The organism is Bradyrhizobium sp. USDA 3650, from assembly GCF_054057395.1.
Genome location: NZ_JBSRZG010000001.1, coordinates 1854244 through 1878816, shown reverse-complemented (window position 1 = coordinate 1878816; position 24573 = coordinate 1854244). Strand labels below are relative to the sequence as shown.

Genomic DNA, 24573 nt, shown 5'->3' with positions numbered 1-24573 from the left:
GCCGGCCGGTTGTCAGGCGATGCCACGCTCACTTGAACTTCAGCCCGACCACGCGCACCAGCCCGTCGGGCATCTGCCTGTAGCCCTGGAGCTTGGTGGTGTGCGCAATCAGAAGCGTGCGGTGGTAGATGTAGATGATCGGCAAATCGTCGAGCAGGATCTTGGCCATCTTTTCGTAGATTGCTTTGCGCTCCGCGACATTGGCGGTCAGCCTTCCTTCTTCCAGCAGCTTATCGGTCTCCGGATTCGAATAGACGCCATCGTTCTGCGGTGCCTTGCTGCGCATGAAGATATAGGAGTTGCCATCGGGGTCGATGCGGCCGCTCCAGTTGATCTGGAATATCTGGAACTCGCCGGCCTGGGCCTGCTTGAAGGTGGTCGCGAATTCGACGACGCGGACCCTGATGTCGAAACCTGCTTCGGCGGCCATGGACTGCACGACCTGGGCGACGGCCTCGTACTCGGTTCCCTTGGGCACCATGTAGTCGACGGTTACGGGCAGGCTGACGCCAGCCTCCTTCAACAGCGCCTTGGCCTTTGCGATGTCGCGACCGTGAAGGGGGAATGCCTTCTGGTAGTAGGGATGCGTCGGGCTGACCCATTGATTGCCGGGGGTGAACTCGCCGTTGAACACGACCTGGTTGATCGCCTCGCGATCGATCGACAGATCGAGCGCCTGGCGGACTTTCGCGGATTGGCTCAGCGGCCCCTTGGCTTTGTCGTTGCCAATATTGATAGTCAGGCCGAGATAGCCCAGCTCAGGCGCGGTCGACAGCACCAGCTTGGGGTCGGCACGGACGTCCTTGATGTCGGTGGCGAGCACGCGCTCGATCAGATCGAGCCCGCCGGACTTCAGGTTGGCAAGGCGCACCGTGGCGTCCACGATCGGCAGGAACACTACGCGGTCGATATGGATGTTGTCCTTGTTCCAGTAGTCGGCGAATCTCTCGAACACCATGCGGTCCTGCTGCACGCGCTCGACGAACTTGTAGGGACCGGCGCAGACCGGATGCAGGCCGAACTTGTCGCCGGCTTCCTTGGCGGCCTTCGGCGACACCATCATGCCGGAGCGGTCGGTCAGCTGGGCGATCAGGGGCGAGTAAGGCGTCTTGAGCACCAGCTTGATGGCCAGGGGATCGACGACCTCGACATGGTCGACGCTGGCGAGCTCGGACTTGCGGAACGAACCCGGCAGCGTCATGTGACGCTCGATCGAGAACTTTGCCGCTTCCGCGTCGAGCGGCTCGCCGTCGTGGAATTTCACGTTCGGCCGGAGCTTGATGATCATCTCCTTGCCGTCGGCCGACGTCTCATGGGACAGCGCGAGCTGCGGCACGATGTTGAGCTTCTCGTCGATGTCGAACAGCTTGTCGCAGAAGGCGGAGAACACGATGCGGCCGACATAGGTGCGGCCGATACTGGGGTCGAGGATATCAGGGTCCTCGCCGATGCCGATGCGAAGCGTGGTCTGGGCTTGGGCCTGGGTTTGGGCCGCGCTCACGAGCGACGTCAGCAATGCCGACGCCAGGAGTGCCAAACGCATAGGTCTCATCGCTCTCAACCTCTGTTTTACGGCTATGCCGGGTTCGTCCCCAATGGACTAACCCCGCTACCGCGGACTGCTTCCGGGCCGCCGCTGAAGGCGGCGACCAATTTTTCGAGAACCGGGGAGAAGCCGCCGTCCGTCGGGACGATCGCCTCGGACGAAGGCAGTTCCGACGTTCGGTGGCATGCCGTTGCATGTCCGATGCCATCCGGCACGAGCTGAGGCATTTCGCTGCGGCAACGATCGACCACGTAGGGGCAGCGGGTGTGGAAGCGGCATCCCGGCGGCGGATTGAGCGCGCTGGGGATCTCTCCCTGCAGCACAATCCGGCTGCGCTTTGCCCGCGGTTTAGGCACCGGGATCGCGGACAGCAGGGCCCGGCTATAGGGATGGCGGGGCGCCGCAAACAGTGCGTCCGCCGCCGCCGTTTCGACGATCTGGCCGAGATTCATCACCGCCACGTGGTCGGCGATGTGCTTGACCACCGCGAGGTCGTGCGAGACGAAAATGTAGGCCAGCCCAAGCCGGTCCTGGAGCTCGCGCAGCAGATTGAGGATCTGCGAGCGGATCGAGACGTCGAGCGCCGAGACCGGCTCATCGCAGATGATCAGTTTCGGCTCGACCGCGAGAGCGCGGGCGATGGCGATGCGCTGGCGCTGGCCGCCGGAAAACTCGTGCGGATAACGCCGCGCCAGCCGCGGCTCCAGCCCGACCAGCCGCAAGATCTCCTCGATGCGTTCGAGCCGCCGGGCGGGCGGCACCAGGTTGTGCAGCGCCAGCGGCTCGGTCAGGATCTGGCCGACGGTCATGCGCGGATTGAGCGAGGCGTAAGGATCCTGGAAGATGATCTGGGCCTCGCGGCGAAAGGCGCGCAGCGCGCCGGCGTCGAGCGATAGGAGATCGCGGCCTTCGAACCGGATCGTGCCTGCATCCGGCTCGATCAGCCGCAGCACCAGGCGGCTGACGGTGGATTTGCCGCAGCCGGATTCACCGACCAGCGCCAACGTCTTGCCGGCATCGAGCGAGAAGGAAACGCCATCGACGGCTTTGACATGCGCCAGCGCCCGGCCGAACAGCGAGCGCTCGGCGACGAAATGCTTGACTAGGCCGTCGACCTCGAGCAGCGCCATCACGACACCAGACGTTCGAGCGGCGCGCGGATGCAGCGCGAGAGGTGGCCGGGACTGATTTCGACCAGCGGCGGTGGCGCCTTGGTGCAGGCCTCCAGCACGAAGGGGCAGCGTGCGGCGAAACGGCATCCCGCCGGCGGCTGCGCCATATTCGGAACCATGCCCTCGATTGTGGCAAGCTGTTCGGCGCGATGGTCGAGCCGCGGGATCGAGCCGAGCAGGCCGACAGTGTAGGGATGTTGCGGCGTCGAGAACAGCTCGTCGACCGGTGCGCGCTCGACGATCTCGCCGGCATACATCACCGCGACCTCGTCGCAGACTTCGGCGACGACGCCGAGATCGTGGGTAATTAGAATGATGGCCGCGCCGCTCGCCGCCTTCAACTCGCGCATCAGCTCGAGGATCTGCGCCTGCAGCGTGACATCGAGCGCGGTGGTTGGCTCGTCCGCGATCAGCAGCCGCGGGTCGCAGGCGAGCGCCATCGCGATCATGACGCGCTGGCGCATGCCGCCGGAGAGCTTGTGCGGATATTCGTCGATCCGCCGCTCGGGCGATGGGATGTGGACGCGACGCAGCAGATCGATCGCCCGCTCGCGCGCACTCCTGCGCGAGCCGCCGCGGTGGCGCAAAATCGTCTCGACGATCTGGTCGCCGATCGTGAAGCTCGGATTGAGCGAGGTCATCGGCTCCTGAAAGATCATCGCGAGCCGGTTGCCGCGAAGGTCGCGCAGGGTCTGGTCCGACGTCTTGAGCAGGTCGAAACCGTCGAAGCGGATCGCGCCGGAGATCTCCGCGCTCTGCTTCGGCAGCAGGCCCATGATCGCCAGCGACGTCACGCTCTTGCCGCAGCCGGATTCGCCGACGAGGCCGAGCGTCGCGCCATTGGCGACGCTGAGATCGACACTGTCGACCGCATGGGTGACGCGGCCGTCGTCGCCGTGAAAACGAATACGCAGATCCTTGATCTCGATGAGAGGGCTTGCGCTCATGATTGTCTTGCGCGCGCTGCGGCGATGCTGGCGTCGATGACACTGCGATCGGTGTTGCCGGCCGGGTTTTGCCGCGTCGGCATGGAGGCGCGGAAGTGGACCCAGAGCTCGTGGCTGACCCGTTCGAGCCGCTCGAGCTCACCGAGCGGATCGGGATGATCGTCGGCGCGCAGGTCCAATGCCGGCCATTCCTCCTCGCCGTGGATCAGGAGCGCAGCGGACTGCTTGCCGCGCTTGTCGCCGCCGGCGGCTTCGCCCCCGCGCATCGCGGCGAGTAGGCGGCGTGGGAAGGGCAGGCTATCATTGGCGATATAGGTCTTTGCGGTCTCGTCGAGCACATCGGCGCCCGCGAGCATGTTGCCGGCGATCGAAAAGCCGCTGCCCGCAATGTGTCCGCACCAATCGACGCACTCGCGTCCGGTATGCGCGGCAATCGCGCCGCTGGCGTCCATGATGTGGATCTGGCGGCTCTCGCGGCCGTCGTCGGTCGCGAGCAGGGCGGCCACCGCATCGTGTGCGTTGAGACCCTGACGCAGCAGCTTGACGCCATCGATGCCGTAATAAGGATTGACGAAGGCCTGCGTCGCGATGGCGCCAAGGCCCGCCGCGATGTAGGGCACACGCGCGCCGACGGCAAAGAAGCGCGTGGCTACGGCGATGCCAAACTGGCCGGTAGCAGAATCGCGCGCGATGATCGACCAGGTCATGTGCTGCCTTTAGCGCCCTGCGGCGTAGCCCTGCATGCCGCGTGGATTGGCGGCGGCGCGGCGGCGCGGACCGACGCGCGAGGCCGCGGTGAGACGGCCTTCCGACCAATCCGGTCCGACCTCGACGATATGTCCGCGTTCGCGAAGATTCGCGATCGTTGCCTTCGGCACACGGTTCTCGACCACGAGCACGCCGGGGCGCGCGGTGCGGGGCCAGAACGAGATCGGGAAATGCTCGGAGTGCCAGGCCGGGGCGTCGATCGCTTCCTGGAGATTGAGGTTGCAATGGACGTGTCGCAGGAAGAACTGCGTGATCCACTGGTCCTGCTGGTCGCCGCCGGGCGAGCCCCAGGCGAGATAAGGCTCGCCGTCGCACAATGCCATGGTGGGGGACAGCGTGGTGCGCGGCCGCTTGCCGGGCGCGAGCGAGCTCGGTTGGTTCTCCTCCAGATCGAACATCTGCGCGCGGCTGCCGAGGCAGAAGCCGAGCTCGGGAATGATCGGAGAGGATTGCAGCCAGCCGCCTGATGGCGTCGAGGACACCATGTTGCCGGCCTTGTCGATGATGTCGAAATGCACGGTGTCGCCGCGCACCTCGCCGAAGCGGCCCACCGTCGGTTCACCGGCGCCGAGCGCGCCGACAGCCTCACGCTGGCCCTCGGCGCGGCGCAGCTTGACCACGCCGCCAAAGCCCTCGATCGCACCGGGCCGGAGATCGAGCGAGGCCATGTCGGTGACGAGCTTGCGGCGCTCGTTGTTGTAGGCATCCGACAGCAGCGTTCCGATCGGGATCTCGCTGAACTCAGGATCGCCGTAGAATTTCTCGCGGTCGGCGAAGGCGAGCTTGGCGCATTCGATCTGGAGATGGATGAATTCCGGCCCGGTCGGGTCCAGCCCATCGAGCGCAAAACCCTTCAGCAGCGCGAGCTGCTGCAGCGTCACGGGACCCTGGCTCCAGACCCCGGCCTTGCAGACGGTGTAGCGGCCATAATCGTAGGTGAGCGGGGCCTCGACCGTCGGCTGCCAGCGCGCCATGTCATCGGCAGTCAGCACACCGCGATGTGGCGAGCCGCTGACGTCCATCACGTCCTGCGTCCGGCAGAATTTGTCGATGGCTTCCGCGACGAAACCCTGCGACCACGCCTTGCGTGCGCGCTCGATCTCCGCGTCGCGGCCGCCGCCGCCACTTTCGGCTTCGCTCAGGATTCGTGCGTAGGTCGCCGCAAGTGTCTTGTTGGTGAAGAGCGTGCCGGGCTTTGGCACTTCGCCGTTCGGGAGATAGACGGCGGCTGACGTCGGCCAATGCTTGCGGAATAATTGCTCGACGGTCTGGATCGTGGCGCAGGCGCGCTCGACCAGCGGATAGCCGTCTCGCGCATAGGAGATCGCGGGCTCCAGCACGTCGCGCACGCGCATCGTGCCGTAGTCACGCAGCAGCATCATCCAGGATTCGAAGGTGCCGGGGACGCAGGCCGCGAGCAGGCCGGTGCCGGGCACCATGTCGAGGCCTTCGCTCTTGTAATGCGCGATGGTGGCGCGGGCCGGGGCCGGACCCTGGCCGCAGATCACCTCGGTGCGGCCGCGCTTCACGTCGTGCACGATGATCGGAACGTCGCCGCCGGGGCCGTTCAGATGCGGCTCGACCACCTGGAGCGTGAAAGCCGTGGCGACGCCGGCGTCAAAGGCGTTGCCGCCCTTTTCCAGGATGGCCATGCCGATAGCAGTCGCGATCCAGTGCGTGGTCGCGACGACCCCAAAGGTGCCTTCGATCTCGGGGCGTGTCGTGAAGGGATCGGGATTGACGATGCTGGCCATGGACTACCTCATTTGCGGCGCGCGCAATTGATCACAGGGCCAGGCCGCCGCCAAATGCGCAGGCTGCATGGCACGCGCGCGTCACGCCGGTACCGGCGCGGTGTTGACCGCATGGCAGGCGACGCCGTCGATCAATTCAGGTGCTTCCCTGCGGCAGAGATCGAACGCCAGCGGGCAACGCGGATTAAAGGCGCACCCGGACGGCGGATTGATCGGGTTCGGGATCTCGCCCTTCACCGGAATGCGCTGGCGGCCGCTCATGGCAAGATCGGGCACGGCCCCCAGCAGCATCTTGGTGTAGGGCATGCGCGGACGGGCAAACAGCTCGCGCCCTTCCGCGATCTCGACGATGCGGCCGAGATACATCACGCCGACGCGGCTCGCCATGTGGCGGACCACGGCGAGGTTGTGGCTGATGAACATGTAGGTCAGGCCGAACTTGTCCTGGAGGTCGCGCATCAGGTTCAGGATCTGCGCCTGCACGGAGACGTCGAGCGCGGAGGTTGGCTCGTCGCAGACGATGAACTCCGCGTCGGAGGCGAGCGCGCGAGCGATCGCGATTCGCTGACGCTGGCCGCCCGAGAATTCGTGCGGAAATTTCAACCTGTCGTCGGGATGCAGGCCGACCAGGGTGAGAAGCTCTCCGACGCGGGCCTGGATGTCGCGCTCGCCCTCGATCAGGTCGAAAGCGCGGATCGGCTCGGAGATGATGGCGTCGACCCGGAAGCGTGGGTTCAGGCTCGCATAGGGATCCTGAAAGATCATCTGGATGCGGCGGCGCAGTTTCCGCCGCGCCTGGGCCTGCCGCGGATCGGTCATCGAGATGCCGTCGATCAGGACGTTGCCGGAGCTTGGCGGCAGCAAGCCGACGATCATCCTCGCCACCGTGGTCTTGCCCGAGCCGGATTCGCCGACCAGTGCAAAGGTCTCGCCCTTCCTGATGTCGAAGGTGACGCCGTCGACGGCCTTGAGATATTCGAGCTGCCCGCCTTCGAGCATGCGGTTGAGCCAGGGTTTCGAGACGTCGAAGACGCGGCGCAGATTCGTGGCCTGAACGAAGGGAGTGCTCATGCCGCGCTCTCCGCCGGCACTCCGTCATAGAGATGGCAGGCGACCGATTGCGCGCCCCGTGGCAGTGGCTCCGGTCGCTCGACACGGCAGCGATCGAACGCCAACGCGCAGCGTGGATTGAACGAGCACCCGCGCGGAATCGCAGACAATCGCGGCATCGAGCCGGGAATTTGCACCAGACGCTTGTCGTCGCCCGCGAGCGTCGGGATCGCGCCCATCAGGCCCTTGGCGTAAGGATGCAGCGCGTTCTGCACGACATCCTGCACCGGACCGATCTCCGCGACGCGGCCGGCATACATCACCGCGACCCGGTCGGAGGTCTCGGCGATCACGCCCATGTCGTGGGTCACCAGCATCACCGCGGTGCCGTGGTCGCGGCCGAGACGCTTGATGAGCGAGATGATCTGCGCCTGCACCGAGACGTCGAGCGCGGTGGTCGGCTCGTCGGCGATGATCAGCTCCGGTTCGGCGCAGATCGCGAGCGCAATCACCACGCGCTGGCGCATGCCGCCGGAGAATTCGTGCGGATAGCCGTCGATGCGCTTTTCCGGAGCCGGGATTCCGACTTCGGCGAGCAGGTCGATGGCTCGGCGGCGGGCGGCGGTCTCGGACAGGTTCAGATGGGTTCTGATCGTCTCGATGAGCTGGTCGCCGATCTTGTACAGCGGATTGAGCGAGGTGAGGGGGTCCTGGAAGATCATGCCGATGCGTTTTCCCCGCACGCGGCGCATCTCTTCTTGCGGCAGATTGTCGATGCGCAGGCCGGAGAGGCGGATCTCGCCGCCCGAGATGCGGCCCGGGGAATCGATCAGGCCAATGACCGCGAGTCCGGTGACCGATTTGCCTGCGCCGGACTCGCCGACAACACCGAGCACCTCGCCTTTGGCGATGTCGAAGGAGACATTATCGATCGCGCGCAACGTGCCCCGGCGGGAGGCGAACTCGACCTGAAGATTACGAACGGAGAGAACGGGCTCGGTCATGAACGCTGCATACTCATCGGAGTTTCGGGTTAAGCGCGTCACGCAGCCAGTCGCCGAGCAGATTGATCGCCAGGATCAGCGCCGCGAGTGCGATTCCAGGGAAGGCGACGATCCACCATTCGCCCGCGAACAGATAGTTATTGCCGATGCGGATCAGCGTGCCCAGCGATGGCATGGTCTCGGGCATCCCCGAGCCGAGGAACGACAGCGTCGCCTCGGTGATGATAGCGAGCGCGAGATTGATGGTGGCGATGACGAGAATCGGCCCCATCGTGTTCGGCAGCACATGGCGCAACATGATCACCGGGGCGGGCAGGCCAATGAGCTGGGCGGCGGCGACATAGTCCTTGTTCTTCTCGACCATGACGGAGCCGCGTACTGTGCGGGCATATTGCACCCAAAAGCTCAACCCGATCGCGAAGACCAGGACAGCCAGCATGCTCATCTCGTCGAGCTTGTTGCCGAAGACCGATTTGGCGATGCCGTTGATCAGCAGCGCGATCAGGATCGCCGGGAATGAAAGCTGCACGTCGGCGATGCGCATGATCAGCCCGTCGACGGCACCGCCGAAATAGCCGGCCGTCAGCCCGAGCAGGATGCCGATCGCGCCGGAGAAGACGACGCCGAGCACGCCGACGAGAAGCGAGATGCGCATGCCGTAAAGGATCGCGGACAACACGTCCCGACCTTGTTCGTCGGTGCCGAGCAGGAACGGGCTCTGGCCGTCGGAGGTCCATAATGGCGAGATGCGCGAGTTCATCAGCTGGAGCTGTGCCGGGTCGAAGGGATTCTGGACCGACAGCACCGAGGCGAGGATCGCGACCAGGAAGAACAGCAGCGTCACCGCCGCTGCGACCATGGTGATCTTGGAGCGGCGAAATGAATAGAACAGGTCGCTGTCGAGCGCGCGTTTGAACCAACCCGGCGCGTCGGCGCGCGTGCCGCGTTCTTCGACCTTGTGCGGGACGACGGCTTCGCTCATTCAATGTGCCCGGCTGATCGTCGAGCGCAGCCGCGGATCGACGATGGTGTAGAGGATATCAACCACGAGATTGATGGTGACGAAGATCAGGGACACCATCATCAGATAGGCAGCCATGATCGGGATATCGACATTCTGCACGGCCTGCACGAACAGCAACCCCATGCCGGGCCACTGGAACACGGTCTCGGTGATGATCGCAAATGCAATTACCGAGCCAAATTGCAGGCCGGCCACCGTGATGACGGGGATCAGCGTGTTGCGCAGCGCATGACCGTAATGGATGGCGCGCGTGGTGAGGCCGCGGGCACGGGCGAAGCGAATGTAGTCGGTGCGCATGACTTCGAGCATCTCGGTGCGGACCAGCCGCATGATCAGCGTCATCTGGAACAAGCCCAGCGTGATCGAGGGCATGATCAGCGCCTTCAGTCCGGACAGCGTCAGCAAACCTGTCGTCCACCAGCCGATATGCACGACGTCGCCGCGCCCGAACGAGGGCAGCCAGCCGAGCGTCACCGAGAACAGGTAGATCATGAGAATGCCGATCAGGAAGGTCGGCAGCGAGATGCCGATCAGCGAGATCGCCTGGAACGCGTGTGTCAGCCAGCTATCGCGGCGTAGCGCCGAATAGACACCCATCAGGATGCCACAGAGCATCGCGAAGATGGTGGCGCAGATCGCGAGCTCCAGGGTCGCGGGCATCCGCTCCATCAGAAGATTGGCGACAGGCAGACGGAACTGGTAGGAGACGCCGAACTTGAACTGCGCAGCATTGCCGATATAGCGGCCGAACTGCACGATCACGGGATCGTCGAGGCCGAGCGATTTGCGGATCGCGGCGCGTTCGGCGCCGGACGTGTCCATCCCGACCATCTGGTTCACAGGATCGCCGGCGAAACGAAACATCGAAAAGGAGATGATCCCGACGGCGATCATGACACCAATGGCCTGAATAGCCCGGCGCAGTGTGAAAGCGAGCATCTGTTCCTTTCACATTTCTTCAGTAGCGCATCATTGCGTTAGCCCGAAATAGCAAGTCCCGGAAGCCAGGGCTTCCGGGACTTCACAACTTGTCGACACCTACTCGTCCTGCTTGGTCGCCCAGTAGAGCAGGACCTGGTTGTCCGCGCGCTGGGTCAGCTTGACCTTCTTGGACACGCCCCAGGCCAGCGCCTGCTGATGCAGCGGCACGTAGGCCCAGTCCTTCATCGAGATCTCCCAAGCCTGCTTGATCAGCAGATCGCGCTTGGCCGTATCGAGTTCCAGGAGAACCTTGTCCGCGAGTTCGTCGAATTGCTTGTTGCAGTAACCAGCGAGATTGGCTTCGCCGCGGTTGGGATCCTTGGGATCATCGCGGCAACCCATGATGTCGTGCAGGACGTTATGGGAGTCCAGCGTGTCGGGGGTCCAGCCCAGCATGAAGAACGACGTCTTGTAGCCGCCGGGCTTCAGAACCTTGGCGAAATACTGGGCCTTGGGTTGCGCCAGCAGCTCCACTTTGAGGCCGATGCGGGCGAGCATGCCGACGACGGCCTGACAGATCGCGGCGTCATTGACGTAGCGATCGTTGGGGCAGTCCATCGTGACTTCGAAACCCTCGGGATAGCCGGCGTCAGCCAGAAGCTTCTTGGCGGCGTCGGGATCGAGCTTCGGCCGGGTGAAATCCTTCGCGGCAAAGATCTCTGGTGCGACCATCAATGCGGACGGCGTGGACAGTCCGCGCATGACGCGATTCTTGATCAGGTCGATGTCGATTGCCCGGTAGACGGCTTCGCGGACGCGGACGTCCTTGAACGGATTCTTGCCCTTGACGTTGGAGTACAAGAGCTCGTCACGCGCCTGATCCATGCCGACAAAGATGGTGCGGAGTTCAGGTCCCGTCAGCACGGTGGCGTTCGGACTAGCCTTCACGCGCTCGATGTCCTGGACCGGAACCGGCTCGATCACGTCGACTTCGCCGGACAACAGCGCCGCAACACGCGTGGCGGGGTTGGCGATCGGCGTGAAGACGATCTCCTTCAGATTATGCTCCGGCTTACGCCACCAGTTCGGATTGGCCTTGAAGACGGTCTTCACGCCCGGTTGATGGCTCTCGATGGTGAAGGGTCCGGTGCCGTTTTCATGGAGCGAGGCGTAGCTCGGGGTCGTCGCGGCTGCGGGCGTCGGTGCCACCGCATCGTTCGCCTCTGCCCATTTCTTGTCCATGATGTACCAGGTCGCCCACAGCGCCGTCAGAATGGGATTGGGCGAGGTCAGGATGAAATCGACGGTGTAATCGTCGATCTTGACCACCTTGGCATCGGCGGGAACGCGGCTCTGGAAATTCGAACCTTTCGCCCGCACTCGTTCGGCCGAGAACACCACGTCGTCCGCGGTGAAGGGGTCACCGTTGTGGAATTTGACATCCTTGCGCAGGTGAAAGCGCCAGCGTGTCGGCTCCGGCGTCTCCCAGCTTTCGGCGAGTGCCGGGACGATCTTCAGGTCCTTGCCGCGGGCAACCAGGCCCTCATAGACATGACCGAGATGCGCACTGGTGGTCGACTCGTTCAGCGTGTACGGGTCGAGCGACTTGAGTTCACCCTGGTTGGCATAGCGCAGCGTCTGGCTCGACGCCGGCGAAACCGCCAACGCAAGCATACTGGCGAGCGTCGCCGCAAACAGACTTCGTCCGACTGACATTCTTGACCTCTCCACTCGCCCGCACCGTCATTTTTGATTGTTCGGCGGGGCTGATCGAACCATGTTGCCCAGAGTTCTCGACCCGTGCAAGCGCCATTCCAGCAAGGAACGCGCCAAGTTGCACCGCTGTGCAGCAATGCTGACCGGCATTGACGGGTGGATGGGCGCGGGCGCGGGCAATTTTGATTGACCATATGCGCCGATCGCCGAAGCGGGAGCGCCGCCACTGGCCTCAGGTCGCTTGCGTTGCACACCGTCTCGCGGCGATACTGCGGCCGGGCGCTCGAATCTCATCTGGAGGGGACATGAAGGTTAATATCGAAATCGACTGCACCCCCCTCGAGGCCCGCCAGTTCATCGGATTGCCCGATTTGGCACCGATGCAGACGGCGGTGATGGACAAGCTGCAGCAGCAGGTCTTGAGCAACATCGACAAGGTCTCGCCGGAGTCGCTGATCCAGAGCTGGTTTACCTTCGATCCCAAGCTTGCCGAACGGTTTCAGGACATGTTCGTCACCATGGCCGGCCTGGGCGGCACGCGCAGCGGCGACAAGAAGAAATAATGCCGCCCAGTCCGGACGGGCCGCAGACCCCAGGCCGGCTTCGTCCGCCCGGCCTTGCTTTGCTGCTCGCCGAAGCCCGTGGGTTGCTCGAACTCAACGCCAGCCTGCTGCTGTCGCCGGTCCTGATGCGGGCGCCCAAAGGCGACGGCCATCCGGTGCTGGCGCTGCCTGGTTTCCTCGCCAGCGACCTCTCGATGGCGCCGATGCGGCGCTATCTCAGCGAGCTCGGCTATGAGGCACATGCCTGGCGGATGGGCCGCAATTTCGGCGGGTTCGGACGGATGCGGGATTCATTGCGCGCCCGTCTCGCCGAAATCCATGCTGCGAGCGGACGCAAGATCAGCCTGGTCGGCTGGAGCCTCGGCGGTGTCTATGCACGCGATCTCGCGCTCCAGACGCCCGATATGGTCCGCAATGTCATCACGCTCGGCAGCCCTTTTGCCAATGACATACGAGCGACCAATGCGACGCGGCTCTACGAGATGATGTCCGGCGAGCGCGTCGAGGATTTCGCCGAGCTGCGTGAGGCGATCGCCGGCGATCTTCCGGTGCCGGCGACGTCGATCTATTCGCGCGCGGACGGCATCGTAAATTGGCGAACCTGCCTGCTGCGTTCCTCCGACCGCGCCGAGAACATCGAGGTGCACCTGGCGAGCCATATCGGGCTTGGGGTGAATCCCGCAGCGCTGTGGGCCGTGGCGGACCGCCTTGCGCAACCGGAGGGGGAGTTCTGGCCATTTGACAGGGCAGGGCCGTTTGCCATTGCATATGCCCCGCCGGAACAGGCAGTATCGGCCTGACGAGAAGCGCCGCCTAAGGCGCCCGTCAAATACTCGGGAGGGAACTATGGCTGACGGTAAGAAACTGTCGTCGCTGGACGCGTCGTTTCTCTATCTGGAAACGCCGGAAATGCCGATGCATGTCGGGAGCATGGCGATCTTTCGCCTGCCGGACGACTACAAGGGCGACTTCTTCGAAGATTTCAAGGCGATGATCGTCTCGCGCCTGCACATCGCGCCGATCCTCAAAGCGCGGCTGGAGAAGGCGCCGCTCGACATCGATCATCCCTCCTGGGTCGAGGACGACCAGTTCGACATCGACCGTCACATCTTCCGCGCCAGCCTGCCGCAGCCGCGCGACCGCGCCACGCTCGAACGTATCGTGGGCTGGATGCACGCCAAGCTCTTGAATCGCGCCCGTCCGCTCTGGGAGTTCTACGTGTTCGAGGGCATGAAGGACAATGAGGTCGGGCTCTATTCGAAGATGCATCATGCCGCCATCGACGGCGGCGCCGGTGCGGCGCTGACCAACATGATCTACGATATCTCGCCGATCCCGCGGAAGGTCGATGCGCCGACCGCGGGAGCGAAGCCCGGGCAGGAGCCGCGCGACATCGCAGCGAACCTGGTCGATTCCTACCAGCAGCTTTTCACCCAGCCGCTCGATGCATCGGCGGCCGCGAAGAACCTGCAACTGCCGCGCACCGGCAAGAGCGACATCGGTTCGATCCTGTTCGACAATGCGATGTACCAGATCGAGAGTGCGGTGCGCTTTGCCGGCAACATCCCGACCATGGTCAAGAGCGTCTCGGACGTGCTCGGCAAGATATCCGATCCAAAATCGCGCGAGAGCCTTGCCAGCATGGTGTCGCCGCCGACCATGCTCAACAAGTCGATCTCGTCCGAGCGCAGTTTCGCCGGCGTTTCGATCTCGCTGTCGCGATCCAAGGCGCTGGCCAAGCAGGCCGGCGGCAAGCTCAACGACGTCGTGCTGGCGCTCGCCTCCGGCGTGGTCCGGCGCTACCTCCAGCAACACGGAACGCTGCCGGCGAAGTCCCTGACCGCTGCCGTGCCGATCTCGCTTCGCGAGGAGGGCAACACCGAGGCCAACAACCAGGTGTTCGGCATGATCTGTTCGATCGCGACCAACATCGACGATCCCAAAGCACGCCTGGAAGCCATTATCGCGCAATCGACCAAGTCCAAGGAGATGTCGCATCCGCTGCGGGCACTGATGCCGCAGATCTCCAACATCTCGATGCTGGGCGCGCCGATCGTCGTGCAGATCATGGCGTTGCTCTACAGCCGCTCCGATTTGTCGAATGTGCTGCCGCCGGCTGCGAACATCACGGTGTCCAACGTGCCGGGGCCGCGGCAGACGCTCTACGCCGCGGGCGCGGAGCTGTTGCACATCTTTCCGGTGTCGATCTCGACGCACGGACAGGCGCTCAACATCACCGTGCAGAGCTATCGCGACCAGCTCGATTTCGGCTTCATCGTCGGCGCCAACATCATTCCGCACGTGCAGGTGATGTGCGACATGCTGCCGGAAGAATTCGCCGCGCTGGAGGCGGCCTATGCTTTGCCCGCCGCGGACATCAAGGGCGCCGCTGAGTAGGAATGTTTCGATGATTGAAATGCCACCGCTCAAGTTCGTGCAGACGAACGGAATCCGCATGGGCTATTACGAGGCGGGCCCGGTCACAGACAAGCCGCCGATGGTGCTGTGCCATGGCTGGCCCGAACTCGCATTTTCCTGGCGCCACCAGATCAAGGCGCTGAGCGAAGCCGGCATCCGGGTGATTGCGCCAGACCAGCGCGGCTACGGCGCGACCGACCGGCCAGAGCCGGTCGAGGATTATGACATGGAGCATTTGACCGGCGATCTGGTCGGGCTGCTCGATCATCTCGGGATCGACAAGGCGATCTTCGTCGGCCACGACTGGGGCGGATTCGTCGTCTGGCAGATGCCGCTGCGGCATCCTTCGCGCGTCGCCGGTGTGGTCGGCGTCAACACGCCGCATTGGGACCGCGCGCCGATCGATCCGATCGCGCTGTTCCGCCAGCGCTTCGGCGATCAGATGTACATCGTCCAGTTTCAGGATCCCGCGCGTGAGCCGGACAGGATCTTCGGCAGCCGCGTCGAGCAGACGTTCGACGCGTTCATGCGCAAGCCGCTGGCGCGGCCGGCGGAGAAACCGGAGGGGCCGCCGATCGCGGGTGTCGGCGCCTCGTCGAAGACCAATCTGGCATTCCCGCAGATGATCGCAGCCTACGATGCAAAGCACGATCCGCGCACGCCGATCCTGTCGGCCGACGAGAAGAAGGTGTTCGTTGATACGTTCACGAAAACCGGCTTCACCGGTGGCATCAACTGGTATCGCAACTTCACCCGCAATTGGGAGCGCGCGAAAGGCCTGGACCATCACGTGCACGTGCCGTCATTGATGATCATGGCCGAGAACGATGCCGTGCTGCCGCCGTCTGCGGCCGACGGCATGGAGACGCTGATATCTGATCTGGAGAAACATCTTGTGAAGGACAGTGGCCATTGGACGCAGCAGGAGAAGCCAGAGGAGGTCAGCGCCAAGCTGATCGAATGGCGTAGAAGGCGGTTTGGCTAGCTGATCATTGCGAACTCGTCATTGCGAGGAGCGAAGCGGCGAAGCAATCCAGGGTGGCTCCAAGGATATATTTCTGGATTGCTTCGCTTCGCTCGCAATCACGACGTTGAAGCAGGGGGACTACATTTCGATGTCATCCAAGAACCGTCTGGACCCGATCCCGCAGCCGCCGACCAAGCCGGTGGTCGGCAATATGCTGTCACTGGATTCGGCTGCGCCGGTGCAGCATCTGACCCGGCTTGCCAAGGAACTGGGACCGATCTTCTGGCTCGACATGATGGGCTCGCCGATCGTGGTCGTCTCCGGCCACGATCTCGTCGACGAGCTCTCGGACGAGAAGCGTTTCGACAAGACGGTGCGCGGTGCATTGCGGCGGGTGCGCGCAGTCGGCGGCGACGGCCTGTTCACGGCCGACACCAGGGAGCCGAACTGGAGCAAGGCGCACAACATCCTGCTTCAGCCCTTCGGCAACCGCGCCATGCAGTCCTATCACCCGAGCATGGTCGACATCGCCGAGCAGCTCGTCGGTAAATGGGAACGGCTCAACGCCGACGACGAGATCGACGTCGTCCACGACATGACGGCACTGACGCTGGATACGATCGGCCTGTGCGGCTTCGACTACCGCTTCAATTCGTTCTACCGGCGCGACTACCATCCTTTCGTCGAGTCGCTGGTGCGCTCGCTCGAAACCATCATGATGACGCGCGGCCTGCCGTTCGAGCAGCTCTGGATGCAGAAGCGGCGCAAGACGATGGCTGAAGACGTCGACTTCATGAACAAGATGGTCGACGAGATCATTGCCGAGCGCCGCAAGGGAGGCGAGGCGACCGACGACAAGAAGGATATGCTTGCGGCGATGATGACGGGCGTCGATCGTTCGACCGGCGAGCAGCTCGACGACGTCAACATCCGCTATCAGATCAACACGTTCCTGATCGCAGGCCACGAGACCACCAGCGGCCTGTTGTCCTGCACGCTCTATGCGCTGCTCAAGCATCCCGACATTCTCAAGAAGGCCTATGACGAGGTCGACCGCGTGTTCGGTCCCGACGTCAATGTACGGCCGACCTATCAACAGGTCACGCAGCTCACCTACATCACACAGATCCTGAAGGAGGCGCTGCGGCTATGGCCGCCGGCGCCGGCTTATGGCATCTCGCCGCTGAACGACGAGACCATCGGCGCCGGCAAGTACAAGCTCAGGAAGGGTACGTTCACCACCATCCTGGTGACCGCGCTGCATCGCGATCCCTCGGTCTGGGGTCCGAACCCGGACGCGTTCGATCCGGAGAATTTCAGCCGGGAGGCGGAAGCCAAGCGGCCGATCAATGCCTGGAAGCCGTTCGGCAACGGCCAGCGCGCCTGCATCGGCCGCGGCTTCGCCATGCACGAGGCTGCGCTCGCGCTCGGCATGATCCTCCAGCGCTTCAAGCTGATCGACCACGAGCGCTACCAGATGCATCTGAAGGAAACGCTGACGATGAAGCCGGAAGGCTTCAAGATCAAGGTCCGTCCGCGCGCCGATCGCGAGCGCGGTGCCTATGGCGGACCTGTGGCGGCGTCGTCGGCGCCGAAGGCCCCGCGTCAGCCCACCGCGCGTCCCGGCCACAACACGCCAATGCTGGTGCTCTACGGCTCCAATCTCGGCACCGCCGAGGAGCTGGCGACTCGGATGGCCGATCTTGCCGAGATCAACGGCTTTGCCGTGCATCTGGGGCCGCTCGACGATTACGTCGGCAAGCTGCCGCGGGAGGGTGGCGTGCTGATCATCTGCGCCTCCTATAACGGCGCGCCGCCGGACAACGCGACGCAATTCGTCAAATGGCTCGGCGACGAGCTGCCGAAGGATGCGTTTGCCAATGTGCGTTACGCGGTGTTCGGCTGCGGCAATAGCGACTGGGCCGCGACCTACCAGTCGGTGCCGCGCTTCATCGATGAGCAATTGTCGGCGCATGGTGCGCGCGCGGTCTATCCGCGCGGCGAAGGCGATGCGCGCAGCGATCTCGACGGCCAGTTTCAGAAATGGTTCCCGGCGGCCGCCCAGGTCGCGACCAAGGAATTCGGCATCGACTGGAATTTCACCCGTACCGCGGAGGACGATCCGCTCTACGCGATCGAGCCGGTCGCGGTGACCGCCGTCAACACCATCGTCGCCCAGGGCGGCGCGGTGGCGATGAAGGTGCTGGTCAATGACGAGCTTCAGAATAAGGCCGGATCCAATCCGTCGGAGCGTTCGACGCGCCACATCGAGGTGCAGCTGCCGTCCAACATCAATTACCGCGTCGGCGACCATCTGAGTGTGGTCCCGCGCAACGACCCGACGCTGGTGGATTCGGTTGCCCGTCGCTTCGGCTTCCTGCCGGCCGACCAGATCAGGCTTCAGGTCGCCGAAGGCCGCCGCGCGCAATTGCCGGTCGGCGATGCCGTGTCGGTCGGCCGTCTGCTCAGCGAGTTCGTCGAGCTCCAGCAAGTGGCGACGCGGAACCAGATCAAGATCATGGCCGAGCACACGCGCTGCCCGGTGACCACGCCGAAGCTGCTGGCCTTCGTTGGCGAGGAGCCCGAGCCGCTCGAGCGCTATCGCAGCGAAATTCTGGCCAGGCGGAAATCGGTGTTCGATCTGCTGCTCGAATATCCGGCCTGCGAACTGCCGTTCCACGTCTATCTGGAAATGCTCTCGCTGCTGGCGCCGCGTTATTATTCGATCTCGTCTTCGCCGTCGGTGGACTCGGTTCGTTGCAGCGTCACGGTCGGCGTGGTTGAAGGGCCGGCCGCCTCGGGCCGCGGCACCTACAAGGGTATTTGCTCGAACTATCTCGCCAATCGACGCGCGGGCGACGTGATCCATGCCACCGTGCGTGAGACCAAGGCCGGCTTCCGGCTCCCGGACGATCCCTCCGTGCCGATCGTCATGATCGGCCCGGGCACGGGACTGGCGCCGTTCCGCGGCTTCCTCCAGGAGCGCGCTGCGCGCAAGGCGAAGGGCGCCGCGCTCGGCCCGGCCATGCTGTTTTTCGGCTGCCGGCATCCCGATCAGGATTTTCTTTACGCGGACGAGCTGAAGGCGCTGGCGGCGAGCGGCATCACCGAGCTGTTCACGGCGTTCTCGCGCGCGGAGGGCCCGAAGACCTATGTGCAGCACGTCCTCGCCGCGCAGAAGGACAAGGTCTGGCCGCTGATCGAGCAGGGCGCGATCGTCTATGTCTGTGGCGACGGCAGCAAGATGGAGCCCGACGTGAAGGCGGCGCTGGTCGCGATCCATCGTGAGAAGAGCGGCAGCGATGCCGCCACAGCTGCCCGCTGGATCGAGGAGATGGGCACGAAGAACCGGTATGTGCTGGACGTGTGGGCAGGTGGATAATCCAGCGGCCGATCGTGCTAAAGCTCTCGCATGATTCCCTGGGAAAAGATCGATACCGCCAAAATCCCCGGCTCCGATGAAGAGCTTCGCCTGATGCGGCGAGGCAAGGAGTTTTCCATCAAGCTCGGCACCAACGAGCTGATGAACAACCGCCTGTCGGGCTCGGAGGCCGCGCTCGCCACGCTCGCGGCGAAGCAGATCGAGACGGTCGCAAAACCTATCATCCTCATCGGCGGCCTTGGCATGGGTTTTACGCTGCGTGCGGCGCTTACCGTGCTGGGAGGCAAGGCGAAGATCGTGGTTTGCGAGCTCGTGCCGGCGGTCGTCGCCTGGGCGCGGGGCCCGATGGCGCAGGTGTTCGGCGACAGTCTCGATGACGTCAGGGTGAGCATCCGGGAAACCGACGTCGGCGAAACCATCCGGGCGCAGCGGTCGGCATTCGATGCCATCCTCCTCGACGTCGACAACGGGCCGGAAGGGCTGACCCGGAAGGGCAATGATGCGCTCTACAATGCGAGCGGACTGAAAGCGGCGAAGACGGCGCTGCGGCCCGGAGGCGTGCTCGCTGTTTGGTCCTCGGGGCCCAATCCGGCCTTCACCAAGCGGCTTGGCAGCGCCGGCTTCGACGTCAACGAAGTCAACATTCGCGCCACCGGAAGAGGCGGTGGCGCGCGCCACGTGATCTGGCTGGCCAGGAAGAGCTAGGCGGCTATTTGTAGCCCGGATGAGCGCAGCGAAATCCGGGACGGGCGATCCGCGCAAGAACCCCGATTGCGCTGCGTTCCATCCGGGCTACGGCTCCGAGCTAGAACATCGTGTTGTTGTTCGCCGGATTTTCCGGGATTGGTTGCACCACGTCCCAGTGTTCGACCACCTTGCCGTGCTCCAGCTTGAAGATGTCGACGATCGCGTTGCCCCTGCTGCCGGGCTCGCGAACCGCGTGAACGTGCAGGATGACGTAGTCCCCATCCACGAAGCTGCGCTTGATCTCGCTGTGCGAGTTCGGGAATTTCTCGCGCAGGAAGCCGATGAACTTTCGGAAGCCGTCCGGACCATCGGCTGCGTTTGGATTGTGCTGGACGTAGCGGTCGCCGACATGGGCGAGGGCTGCATCGGCGTCCTTCTGGTTGAGCCCCTTCTCATAGAACGCAAGCACAGTTTTGCGATTGGCTTCTTCTTGCGCGCTACCCGCCATCGCGGCGCCGCCGGCGAGGGACAGCGTGAGGACTGAAGCGGCGACGATTGCGGCTGATCGGACGATGAGATGCATGTGAACTCCGAGAGGCCGCAGCCTCTTTGGCGATTGAGGGTCTTGGCGATTGAAGGAAGCCTGTATAGCTTTCGCACCGGCTCGCGTTAAGAGAGTAACCGGCAGCTCACATGGTCACCGTGAGGAGACCTTCTGCGTCGGTTTACGCCGCCTGCGCTGCCGCGCCATGTGCGTGCTGGGCGATGGCGCCGATGATCTCCGGCCAGAACCGCATCGGCAGCGCGTGGCCCATGCCTTCGATCATCAGCAGCTTTGCGCCAGGAATTGACTCTGCCGTATCCTTGCCGCCCTCGGGGCGGACCAGCGGATCGACGGTGCCATGGATCACGAGCGTCGGTGTCTTGACGCCGTACAGTCGCTCCTTGCGGCTGCCGGAGGCGAGCACCGCCCGGAGTTGCCGGCCGACGCCGGCCGGATTGAGCCCGCGCGCGAACACGCGTTCGGCACGACCGGGATCGAGCGCCTCTTCCTCCGGGAAGGACCCGGCCCGCAACACGTTCCAGGTCTGGCCGTAGCGGACGATGAACTCCTCCTTGCTGCGCGGCGGCGGCGCCATCAGCATCGCGGCGGCCTCGCGTGTCGGGGGCGGCACGCGCGGATTGCCGGTCGTCGACATGATCGAGGTCAGCGAGCGCACGCGCTCGGGAAACGACAGCGTCACTTCCTGCGCGATCATGCCGCCCATGGACGCCCCGACCAGATGCGCCGACTTGATGCCGAGCGCATCCATCAGCCCGACCGTGTCTTTCGCCATGTCGATCAGCTTGTAGGTTGCGGCCACGGGAATCCTGAGAAACCGAAGCTTCAACAATTCGAGCGGCGTCAGACGCTTGCCGCCGGTGAGATGGCTCGACTTGCCGATGTCGCGATTGTCGAACCGAACGACGCGAAAGCTCTGCGCTGCGAGCTGCTCGCAGAACGCATCGTCCCAGTGGATCATCTGGGCGCCTAACCCCATGATCAGCAGCAGCGGCTCGGCACTGTCATTGCCGAAAGTTTCGTAACAGATGTCGATGCCGTTGGCGTGGACGGTTTGCGGCGGATGATAGGCGTTCACGGCTGCGTTCCCTCGGCTTTTGATCAATACTGTATCGCACGGTTTCCCCTCGCAATGAAGCCGCGTCCGCGACACCGGACCCGCTGCTTGCCGGTTGACCGACACCGCGCAACGGTGTGGTATGGCGAAAAAGGAAGGGCATCGAAGCTCTCGAGTTCAGGAGGACGCCGATGACCGACAAGAGCAACGATCCTATTGCCATGTGGCAGAAGATGGTTGGCGAGATGGAGAAGGGGTTCAACTCCTTCGCCAATCAGGCCATGTCGTCGCCCGAGTTTTCGCAAGCCGTGAACCGGGCCGGCGGCGTTGCTGCAGGTGCTCAGAAGCAGCTCGGCGACCTCATGGAAAAGTATCTGGTCTCCATGAATCTGCCGAGCCGGGACCAGGTCACCGGCCTTGCGGAACGGCTGCAGTCCATCGAAGGACAGATCGGTGAGATCAAGTCGATGCTGAGCCAGATGGCGGCGAGTTCCGGCATTTCTCAGGGCTCCGACACTGCATTGCGCCCCCCGCGCACCAAGCGCCCGCCGTCTGAAGGCGGAGAGCAGACATGAATGCACCCGCCGGATTAGACCTCGCAGGGATCCCGGAGCGCATCCAGTCCGAGGTGCAGCGCGCCATCCAGCGCAGCATCAAGGGCGTCGAATATTTTTCGACCTCCGGTCCCACGCTCGGCTCGACCCCGAAGGACGTGCTGCATTCGCGCGGCACGATGAGCCTCTACCACTATCGTCCGATGTCCGACGAGATCTACCGAATTCCGATCTTGATCGTGATGGCGACCACCAACCGCGGTTACATTCTCGACCTCGTGCCCGGCCAGAGTTTCATCGAGTTCCTGTTGAAGCGTGGTTACGACGTCTACATGCTCGACTGGAGCGCGCCGCGGCCGGAGGAGAAGAGCCTCCGCATGGAGGACTATGTCCTCGACTTCATCCCGGATTGCATCCGCCGCGTGCAGCAGGATTCCGGCGAACAGGACGTCTCCGTCATCGGCTATTGTTTCGGCGGCGTGCTGTCGCTGCTCTACGGCTCGATCCACAGGGACGGGCCGATGAAGAATTTGATCTGCTTCACCACGCCGATCGACTTTCGCGAGATGAAACTGTTCTCGAACTTCTCCGACCGTCGCTATTTCGACGTCGATCGCCTCGTCGACAGCGTCGGCAACGTGCCGCCCGAGATGATCCTGTCGTCATTCGAGATGCTGCGCCCGGCCTCGCGCACCGTCAGCCAGATCCAGCTCTGGGAAAACATCTGGAACGACGAGTTCGTTAAATCCTACCGGATGTTCGACCGCTGGGCGACCGACACGCTGCCGCTGGCCGGCGAATATTTCCGCACCATCACCAAGGACCTGATGTGGGACAATAAGCTGTTCAACGACACCATGTCGGTCGGCGGCCGTGCGGCGAAGCTCGACGACATCAAGGTGCCGTTCCTGCATGCGGTGGCGGAACACGACCACATCGTGCCGTATGAGGCGGCAAAGCACCTGATCGCCAAGATCGGATCGGAGGACAAGGAGGAGGTGATGCTGAAAGGCGGTCACGTCTCGCTCGTCGCCGGCGCCAATGCGGTGAAGCGGCTATGGCCGAAACTGGATTCCTGGCTGGGGAAGAGATCGACATGAGTGAGCAGCGTTCCTATCCGCGTCATGTGAAGACGGACGCGGGCGATATCGAGATCCGCCTGATGTCGCCGGCGGACGAAGCCGCGGTGCTCGCCTTCGGCAAGGGCCTGCCGACCCACGACCTGTTGTTCCTGCCGCGCAACATCAGTGAGCCGAAGGTGCTCTCCGCCTGGGTCAAGGAGATCGAGCGCGGCGCGATCAGGAGCCTGCTCGCGGTCAGGGGCGGCACGGTCGTCGGTTGCGGCACGCTGGTGCGTGACCCGCACTCCTGGTCGCCCCATGTCGGCGAGATCCGGATGGTGGTTTCGCTCGATGTGCGCGGAAAGGGGGTGGGTCGGACGCTGTCGCAGGAGACCTTCGCACTCGCGCTCGGCGCTGGCCTCGAGAAGCTCTCGGTCCAGATGACGGTCGATCAGCAGGCCGCGATCACGCTGTTCGAGAGCCTCGGCTTCAAGGCCGAGGCACTGTTGCGCGATCATGTCCGCGACATCGACGGCAAGACCCACGATATCGTCGTGCTCGGGCACAACATCGCGCAGGTCCAGGCCCAGATGGAGGCCTATGGGCTGCCTGGCGCCGTCCAGCATTGAGAACCGCTGGACGGGTGTTCGGGAACTGGATGGTCAGGGAGGCGCCAGAATGCCTCCCATTAAGGCTATTCACGGTTTCGTGATATCGCACTGCAATATCGATATTGCATCGCACAATTAACTATGCCATATAAGCCGTGCCCCGGGCCAAAACCGGACGGGGTGAGCCCATAGCTCAACCAATGAGGATGGAGAGACCCCAATGACCACCGAAACCAATACCGCTTTCGAAGGCTTCAAGGACGCGTTCAAGAACATCCAGAACCTGGAAGTTCCCGAGGCCGCTCGCGAGTTCGTCAAGAAGTCTGCCAATACCGCTAAGGACCGTGCTGCCGAAGTGTTCGCTGGCTCCGAGCGCGTGACCGCCGCCGTCGAGAACGCGGTGACCGAGTCCGTCACCGAAGCCGGCAAGATCAGCCGCAACATCCAGCAGGCGATCTACGAGGACGCCGAGGCGTTCTTCGCGGGCATCGACAAGCTCGCGTCCGCCAAGTCGTTCAGCGAAGCTGTCGAGATCCAGTCCGGCCTGCTCCGCTCCCGCGGCGAAGCGTTCGTCTCGCGCGCCAAGGCGACCACCGACTATTTCGGCAAGCTCGCCGCCAACGGTGCGAAGTCCGCTCAGGACAATTTTGCCAAGGTCTACAACAAGACCGCCTGATCTGCCTGAGACGAGAAACTGAATTTGAGGCCCGCTTCGGCGGGCCTTTTGTTTTTCCGCCGCAGCCGTCATTGCGAGCCAACGGGTCCGCGCGAAGCGCGGCCCGATGACAGGCTCCGCGAGGCAATCCAGT

At 63.7% G+C, this 24573-nt stretch carries 22 protein-coding genes; 10 read left to right on the top strand and 12 right to left on the bottom strand.

Features of this window, described 5'->3' with window-relative positions:
• Nucleotides 1–28 precede the first annotated feature (28 nt).
• The 10 genes from ACVIN2_RS08950 to ACVIN2_RS08905 form a co-directional block, all read right to left on the bottom strand.
• Nucleotides 29–1552, bottom strand: coding sequence for an ABC transporter substrate-binding protein (locus ACVIN2_RS08950; protein WP_456765329.1), 1524 nt, complete (start codon nucleotides 1550–1552; stop codon nucleotides 29–31).
• Nucleotides 1553–1575: 23 nt separating this feature from the next.
• Nucleotides 1576–2676, bottom strand: coding sequence for an ABC transporter ATP-binding protein (locus tag ACVIN2_RS08945; protein ID WP_456765328.1), 1101 nt, complete (start codon nucleotides 2674–2676; stop codon nucleotides 1576–1578).
• Nucleotides 2676–3665: an ABC transporter ATP-binding protein gene (locus ACVIN2_RS08940; protein WP_456765327.1), complete on the bottom strand. Its 990-nt coding sequence runs from the start codon at nucleotides 3663–3665 to the stop codon at nucleotides 2676–2678. Before ACVIN2_RS08940 ends, ACVIN2_RS08945 begins: the two co-directional genes overlap by 1 nt.
• Nucleotides 3662–4372: a DUF1028 domain-containing protein gene (locus ACVIN2_RS08935; protein ID WP_456765326.1), complete on the bottom strand. Its 711-nt coding sequence runs from the start codon at nucleotides 4370–4372 to the stop codon at nucleotides 3662–3664. The genes ACVIN2_RS08940 and ACVIN2_RS08935 overlap by 4 nt, the downstream gene beginning before the upstream one ends.
• Before the next feature lie 9 nt (nucleotides 4373–4381).
• On the bottom strand, nucleotides 4382–6187 hold the full coding sequence (locus ACVIN2_RS08930) for a gamma-glutamyltransferase family protein (protein ID WP_456765325.1): 1806 nt from the start codon (nucleotides 6185–6187) through the stop codon (nucleotides 4382–4384).
• 81 nt (nucleotides 6188–6268) lie between these two features.
• Nucleotides 6269–7258, bottom strand: coding sequence for an ABC transporter ATP-binding protein (locus ACVIN2_RS08925; RefSeq protein WP_456765324.1), 990 nt, complete (start codon nucleotides 7256–7258; stop codon nucleotides 6269–6271).
• Nucleotides 7255–8241: an ABC transporter ATP-binding protein gene (locus ACVIN2_RS08920; RefSeq protein WP_456765323.1), complete on the bottom strand. Its 987-nt coding sequence runs from the start codon at nucleotides 8239–8241 to the stop codon at nucleotides 7255–7257. The genes ACVIN2_RS08925 and ACVIN2_RS08920 overlap by 4 nt, the downstream gene beginning before the upstream one ends.
• A 13-nt stretch (nucleotides 8242–8254) precedes the next feature.
• Nucleotides 8255–9223 (bottom strand): ABC transporter permease, encoded by a 969-nt coding sequence (locus tag ACVIN2_RS08915; RefSeq protein ID WP_456765322.1) that lies wholly within the window; start codon nucleotides 9221–9223, stop codon nucleotides 8255–8257.
• Nucleotides 9224–10204, bottom strand: coding sequence for an ABC transporter permease (locus ACVIN2_RS08910; RefSeq protein ID WP_456765321.1), 981 nt, complete (start codon nucleotides 10202–10204; stop codon nucleotides 9224–9226).
• Nucleotides 10205–10303: 99 nt separating this feature from the next.
• Entirely contained in the window at nucleotides 10304–11902 is a 1599-nt protein-coding gene (locus ACVIN2_RS08905; protein WP_456765320.1) for an ABC transporter substrate-binding protein, read from the bottom strand.
• A 305-nt stretch (nucleotides 11903–12207) separates the two neighbouring features.
• Between ACVIN2_RS08905 and ACVIN2_RS08900 the strand changes: the two genes are divergently transcribed.
• From ACVIN2_RS08900 to ACVIN2_RS08875, 6 genes are all read left to right on the top strand, one after another.
• On the top strand, nucleotides 12208–12465 hold the full coding sequence (locus ACVIN2_RS08900; protein WP_007593837.1) for a DUF6489 family protein: 258 nt from the start codon (nucleotides 12208–12210) through the stop codon (nucleotides 12463–12465).
• A complete protein-coding gene (locus tag ACVIN2_RS08895; protein ID WP_456765319.1) occupies nucleotides 12465–13265 on the top strand; it encodes an esterase/lipase family protein in 801 nt (266 codons plus the stop codon). The genes ACVIN2_RS08900 and ACVIN2_RS08895 overlap by 1 nt, the downstream gene beginning before the upstream one ends.
• Nucleotides 13266–13311: 46 nt before the next feature.
• Nucleotides 13312–14862 (top strand): WS/DGAT/MGAT family O-acyltransferase, encoded by a 1551-nt coding sequence (locus ACVIN2_RS08890; RefSeq protein ID WP_456765318.1) that lies wholly within the window; start codon nucleotides 13312–13314, stop codon nucleotides 14860–14862.
• A gap of 10 nt (nucleotides 14863–14872) precedes the next feature.
• On the top strand, nucleotides 14873–15868 hold the full coding sequence (locus ACVIN2_RS08885) for an alpha/beta fold hydrolase (RefSeq protein WP_456765317.1): 996 nt from the start codon (nucleotides 14873–14875) through the stop codon (nucleotides 15866–15868).
• Nucleotides 15869–15998: 130 nt separating this feature from the next.
• Nucleotides 15999–19232, top strand: coding sequence for a bifunctional cytochrome P450/NADPH--P450 reductase (locus ACVIN2_RS08880; protein ID WP_456765316.1), 3234 nt, complete (start codon nucleotides 15999–16001; stop codon nucleotides 19230–19232).
• A 30-nt stretch (nucleotides 19233–19262) separates the two neighbouring features.
• Nucleotides 19263–19937, top strand: a complete 675-nt coding sequence (locus tag ACVIN2_RS08875; RefSeq protein WP_456765315.1) for a spermidine synthase — start codon at nucleotides 19263–19265, stop codon at nucleotides 19935–19937.
• A 100-nt stretch (nucleotides 19938–20037) separates the two neighbouring features.
• Here the strand turns inward: ACVIN2_RS08875 and ACVIN2_RS08870 are convergent, their stop codons facing one another.
• Together ACVIN2_RS08870 and ACVIN2_RS08865 are read right to left on the bottom strand one after the other, a co-directional pair.
• Complete coding sequence (locus tag ACVIN2_RS08870; RefSeq protein WP_456765314.1) at nucleotides 20038–20502, bottom strand: nuclear transport factor 2 family protein; 465 nt, start codon at nucleotides 20500–20502, stop codon at nucleotides 20038–20040.
• 142 nt (nucleotides 20503–20644) lie between these two features.
• Nucleotides 20645–21559, bottom strand: a complete 915-nt coding sequence (locus tag ACVIN2_RS08865; RefSeq protein WP_456765313.1) for an alpha/beta fold hydrolase — start codon at nucleotides 21557–21559, stop codon at nucleotides 20645–20647.
• 170 nt (nucleotides 21560–21729) lie between these two features.
• On the opposite strand from ACVIN2_RS08865, the gene ACVIN2_RS08860 reads away from it, so the two are divergent.
• From ACVIN2_RS08860 to ACVIN2_RS08845, 4 genes are all read left to right on the top strand, one after another.
• Complete coding sequence (locus ACVIN2_RS08860; RefSeq protein WP_247425902.1) at nucleotides 21730–22113, top strand: hypothetical protein; 384 nt, start codon at nucleotides 21730–21732, stop codon at nucleotides 22111–22113.
• The gene (locus ACVIN2_RS08855) at nucleotides 22110–23192 is read left to right on the top strand and encodes a PHA/PHB synthase family protein (protein ID WP_456765312.1); all 1083 of its coding nucleotides are present in this window, start codon (nucleotides 22110–22112) and stop codon (nucleotides 23190–23192) included. Before ACVIN2_RS08860 ends, ACVIN2_RS08855 begins: the two co-directional genes overlap by 4 nt.
• A complete protein-coding gene (locus tag ACVIN2_RS08850) occupies nucleotides 23189–23782 on the top strand; it encodes an N-acetyltransferase family protein (protein WP_456765311.1) in 594 nt (197 codons plus the stop codon). Before ACVIN2_RS08855 ends, ACVIN2_RS08850 begins: the two co-directional genes overlap by 4 nt.
• A 202-nt stretch (nucleotides 23783–23984) precedes the next feature.
• Entirely contained in the window at nucleotides 23985–24440 is a 456-nt protein-coding gene (locus ACVIN2_RS08845) for a phasin (RefSeq protein ID WP_007607904.1), read from the top strand.
• Nucleotides 24441–24573 lie beyond the last annotated feature (133 nt).

Excerpts from the sequence above, each read along its gene's own strand:
- ACVIN2_RS08890 (WP_456765318.1), top strand. The coding sequence starts at position 13,312 with ATGGCTGACGGTAAGAAACTGTCGTCGCTGGACGCGTCGTTTCTCTAT.
- ACVIN2_RS08895 (WP_456765319.1), top strand. The coding sequence starts at position 12,465 with ATGCCGCCCAGTCCGGACGGGCCGCAGACCCCAGGCCGGCTTCGTCCG.
- ACVIN2_RS08875 (WP_456765315.1), top strand. The coding sequence starts at position 19,263 with ATGATTCCCTGGGAAAAGATCGATACCGCCAAAATCCCCGGCTCCGAT.
- ACVIN2_RS08950 (WP_456765329.1), bottom strand. The coding sequence starts at position 1,552 with ATGAGACCTATGCGTTTGGCACTCCTGGCGTCGGCATTGCTGACGTCG.
- ACVIN2_RS08905 (WP_456765320.1), bottom strand. The coding sequence starts at position 11,902 with ATGTCAGTCGGACGAAGTCTGTTTGCGGCGACGCTCGCCAGTATGCTT.
- ACVIN2_RS08930 (WP_456765325.1), bottom strand. The coding sequence starts at position 6,187 with ATGGCCAGCATCGTCAATCCCGATCCCTTCACGACACGCCCCGAGATC.
- ACVIN2_RS08910 (WP_456765321.1), bottom strand. The coding sequence starts at position 10,204 with ATGCTCGCTTTCACACTGCGCCGGGCTATTCAGGCCATTGGTGTCATG.
- ACVIN2_RS08940 (WP_456765327.1), bottom strand. The coding sequence starts at position 3,665 with ATGAGCGCAAGCCCTCTCATCGAGATCAAGGATCTGCGTATTCGTTTT.
- ACVIN2_RS08935 (WP_456765326.1), bottom strand. The coding sequence starts at position 4,372 with ATGACCTGGTCGATCATCGCGCGCGATTCTGCTACCGGCCAGTTTGGC.
- ACVIN2_RS08920 (WP_456765323.1), bottom strand. The coding sequence starts at position 8,241 with ATGACCGAGCCCGTTCTCTCCGTTCGTAATCTTCAGGTCGAGTTCGCC.
- ACVIN2_RS08915 (WP_456765322.1), bottom strand. The coding sequence starts at position 9,223 with ATGAGCGAAGCCGTCGTCCCGCACAAGGTCGAAGAACGCGGCACGCGC.
- ACVIN2_RS08885 (WP_456765317.1), top strand. The coding sequence starts at position 14,873 with ATGATTGAAATGCCACCGCTCAAGTTCGTGCAGACGAACGGAATCCGC.
- ACVIN2_RS08945 (WP_456765328.1), bottom strand. The coding sequence starts at position 2,676 with ATGGCGCTGCTCGAGGTCGACGGCCTAGTCAAGCATTTCGTCGCCGAG.
- ACVIN2_RS08850 (WP_456765311.1), top strand. The coding sequence starts at position 23,189 with ATGAGTGAGCAGCGTTCCTATCCGCGTCATGTGAAGACGGACGCGGGC.
- ACVIN2_RS08880 (WP_456765316.1), top strand. The coding sequence starts at position 15,999 with ATGTCATCCAAGAACCGTCTGGACCCGATCCCGCAGCCGCCGACCAAG.
- ACVIN2_RS08870 (WP_456765314.1), bottom strand. The coding sequence starts at position 20,502 with ATGCATCTCATCGTCCGATCAGCCGCAATCGTCGCCGCTTCAGTCCTC.
- ACVIN2_RS08925 (WP_456765324.1), bottom strand. The coding sequence starts at position 7,258 with ATGAGCACTCCCTTCGTTCAGGCCACGAATCTGCGCCGCGTCTTCGAC.
- ACVIN2_RS08860 (WP_247425902.1), top strand. The coding sequence starts at position 21,730 with ATGACCGACAAGAGCAACGATCCTATTGCCATGTGGCAGAAGATGGTT.
- ACVIN2_RS08900 (WP_007593837.1), top strand. The coding sequence starts at position 12,208 with ATGAAGGTTAATATCGAAATCGACTGCACCCCCCTCGAGGCCCGCCAG.
- ACVIN2_RS08855 (WP_456765312.1), top strand. The coding sequence starts at position 22,110 with ATGAATGCACCCGCCGGATTAGACCTCGCAGGGATCCCGGAGCGCATC.
- ACVIN2_RS08845 (WP_007607904.1), top strand. The coding sequence starts at position 23,985 with ATGACCACCGAAACCAATACCGCTTTCGAAGGCTTCAAGGACGCGTTC.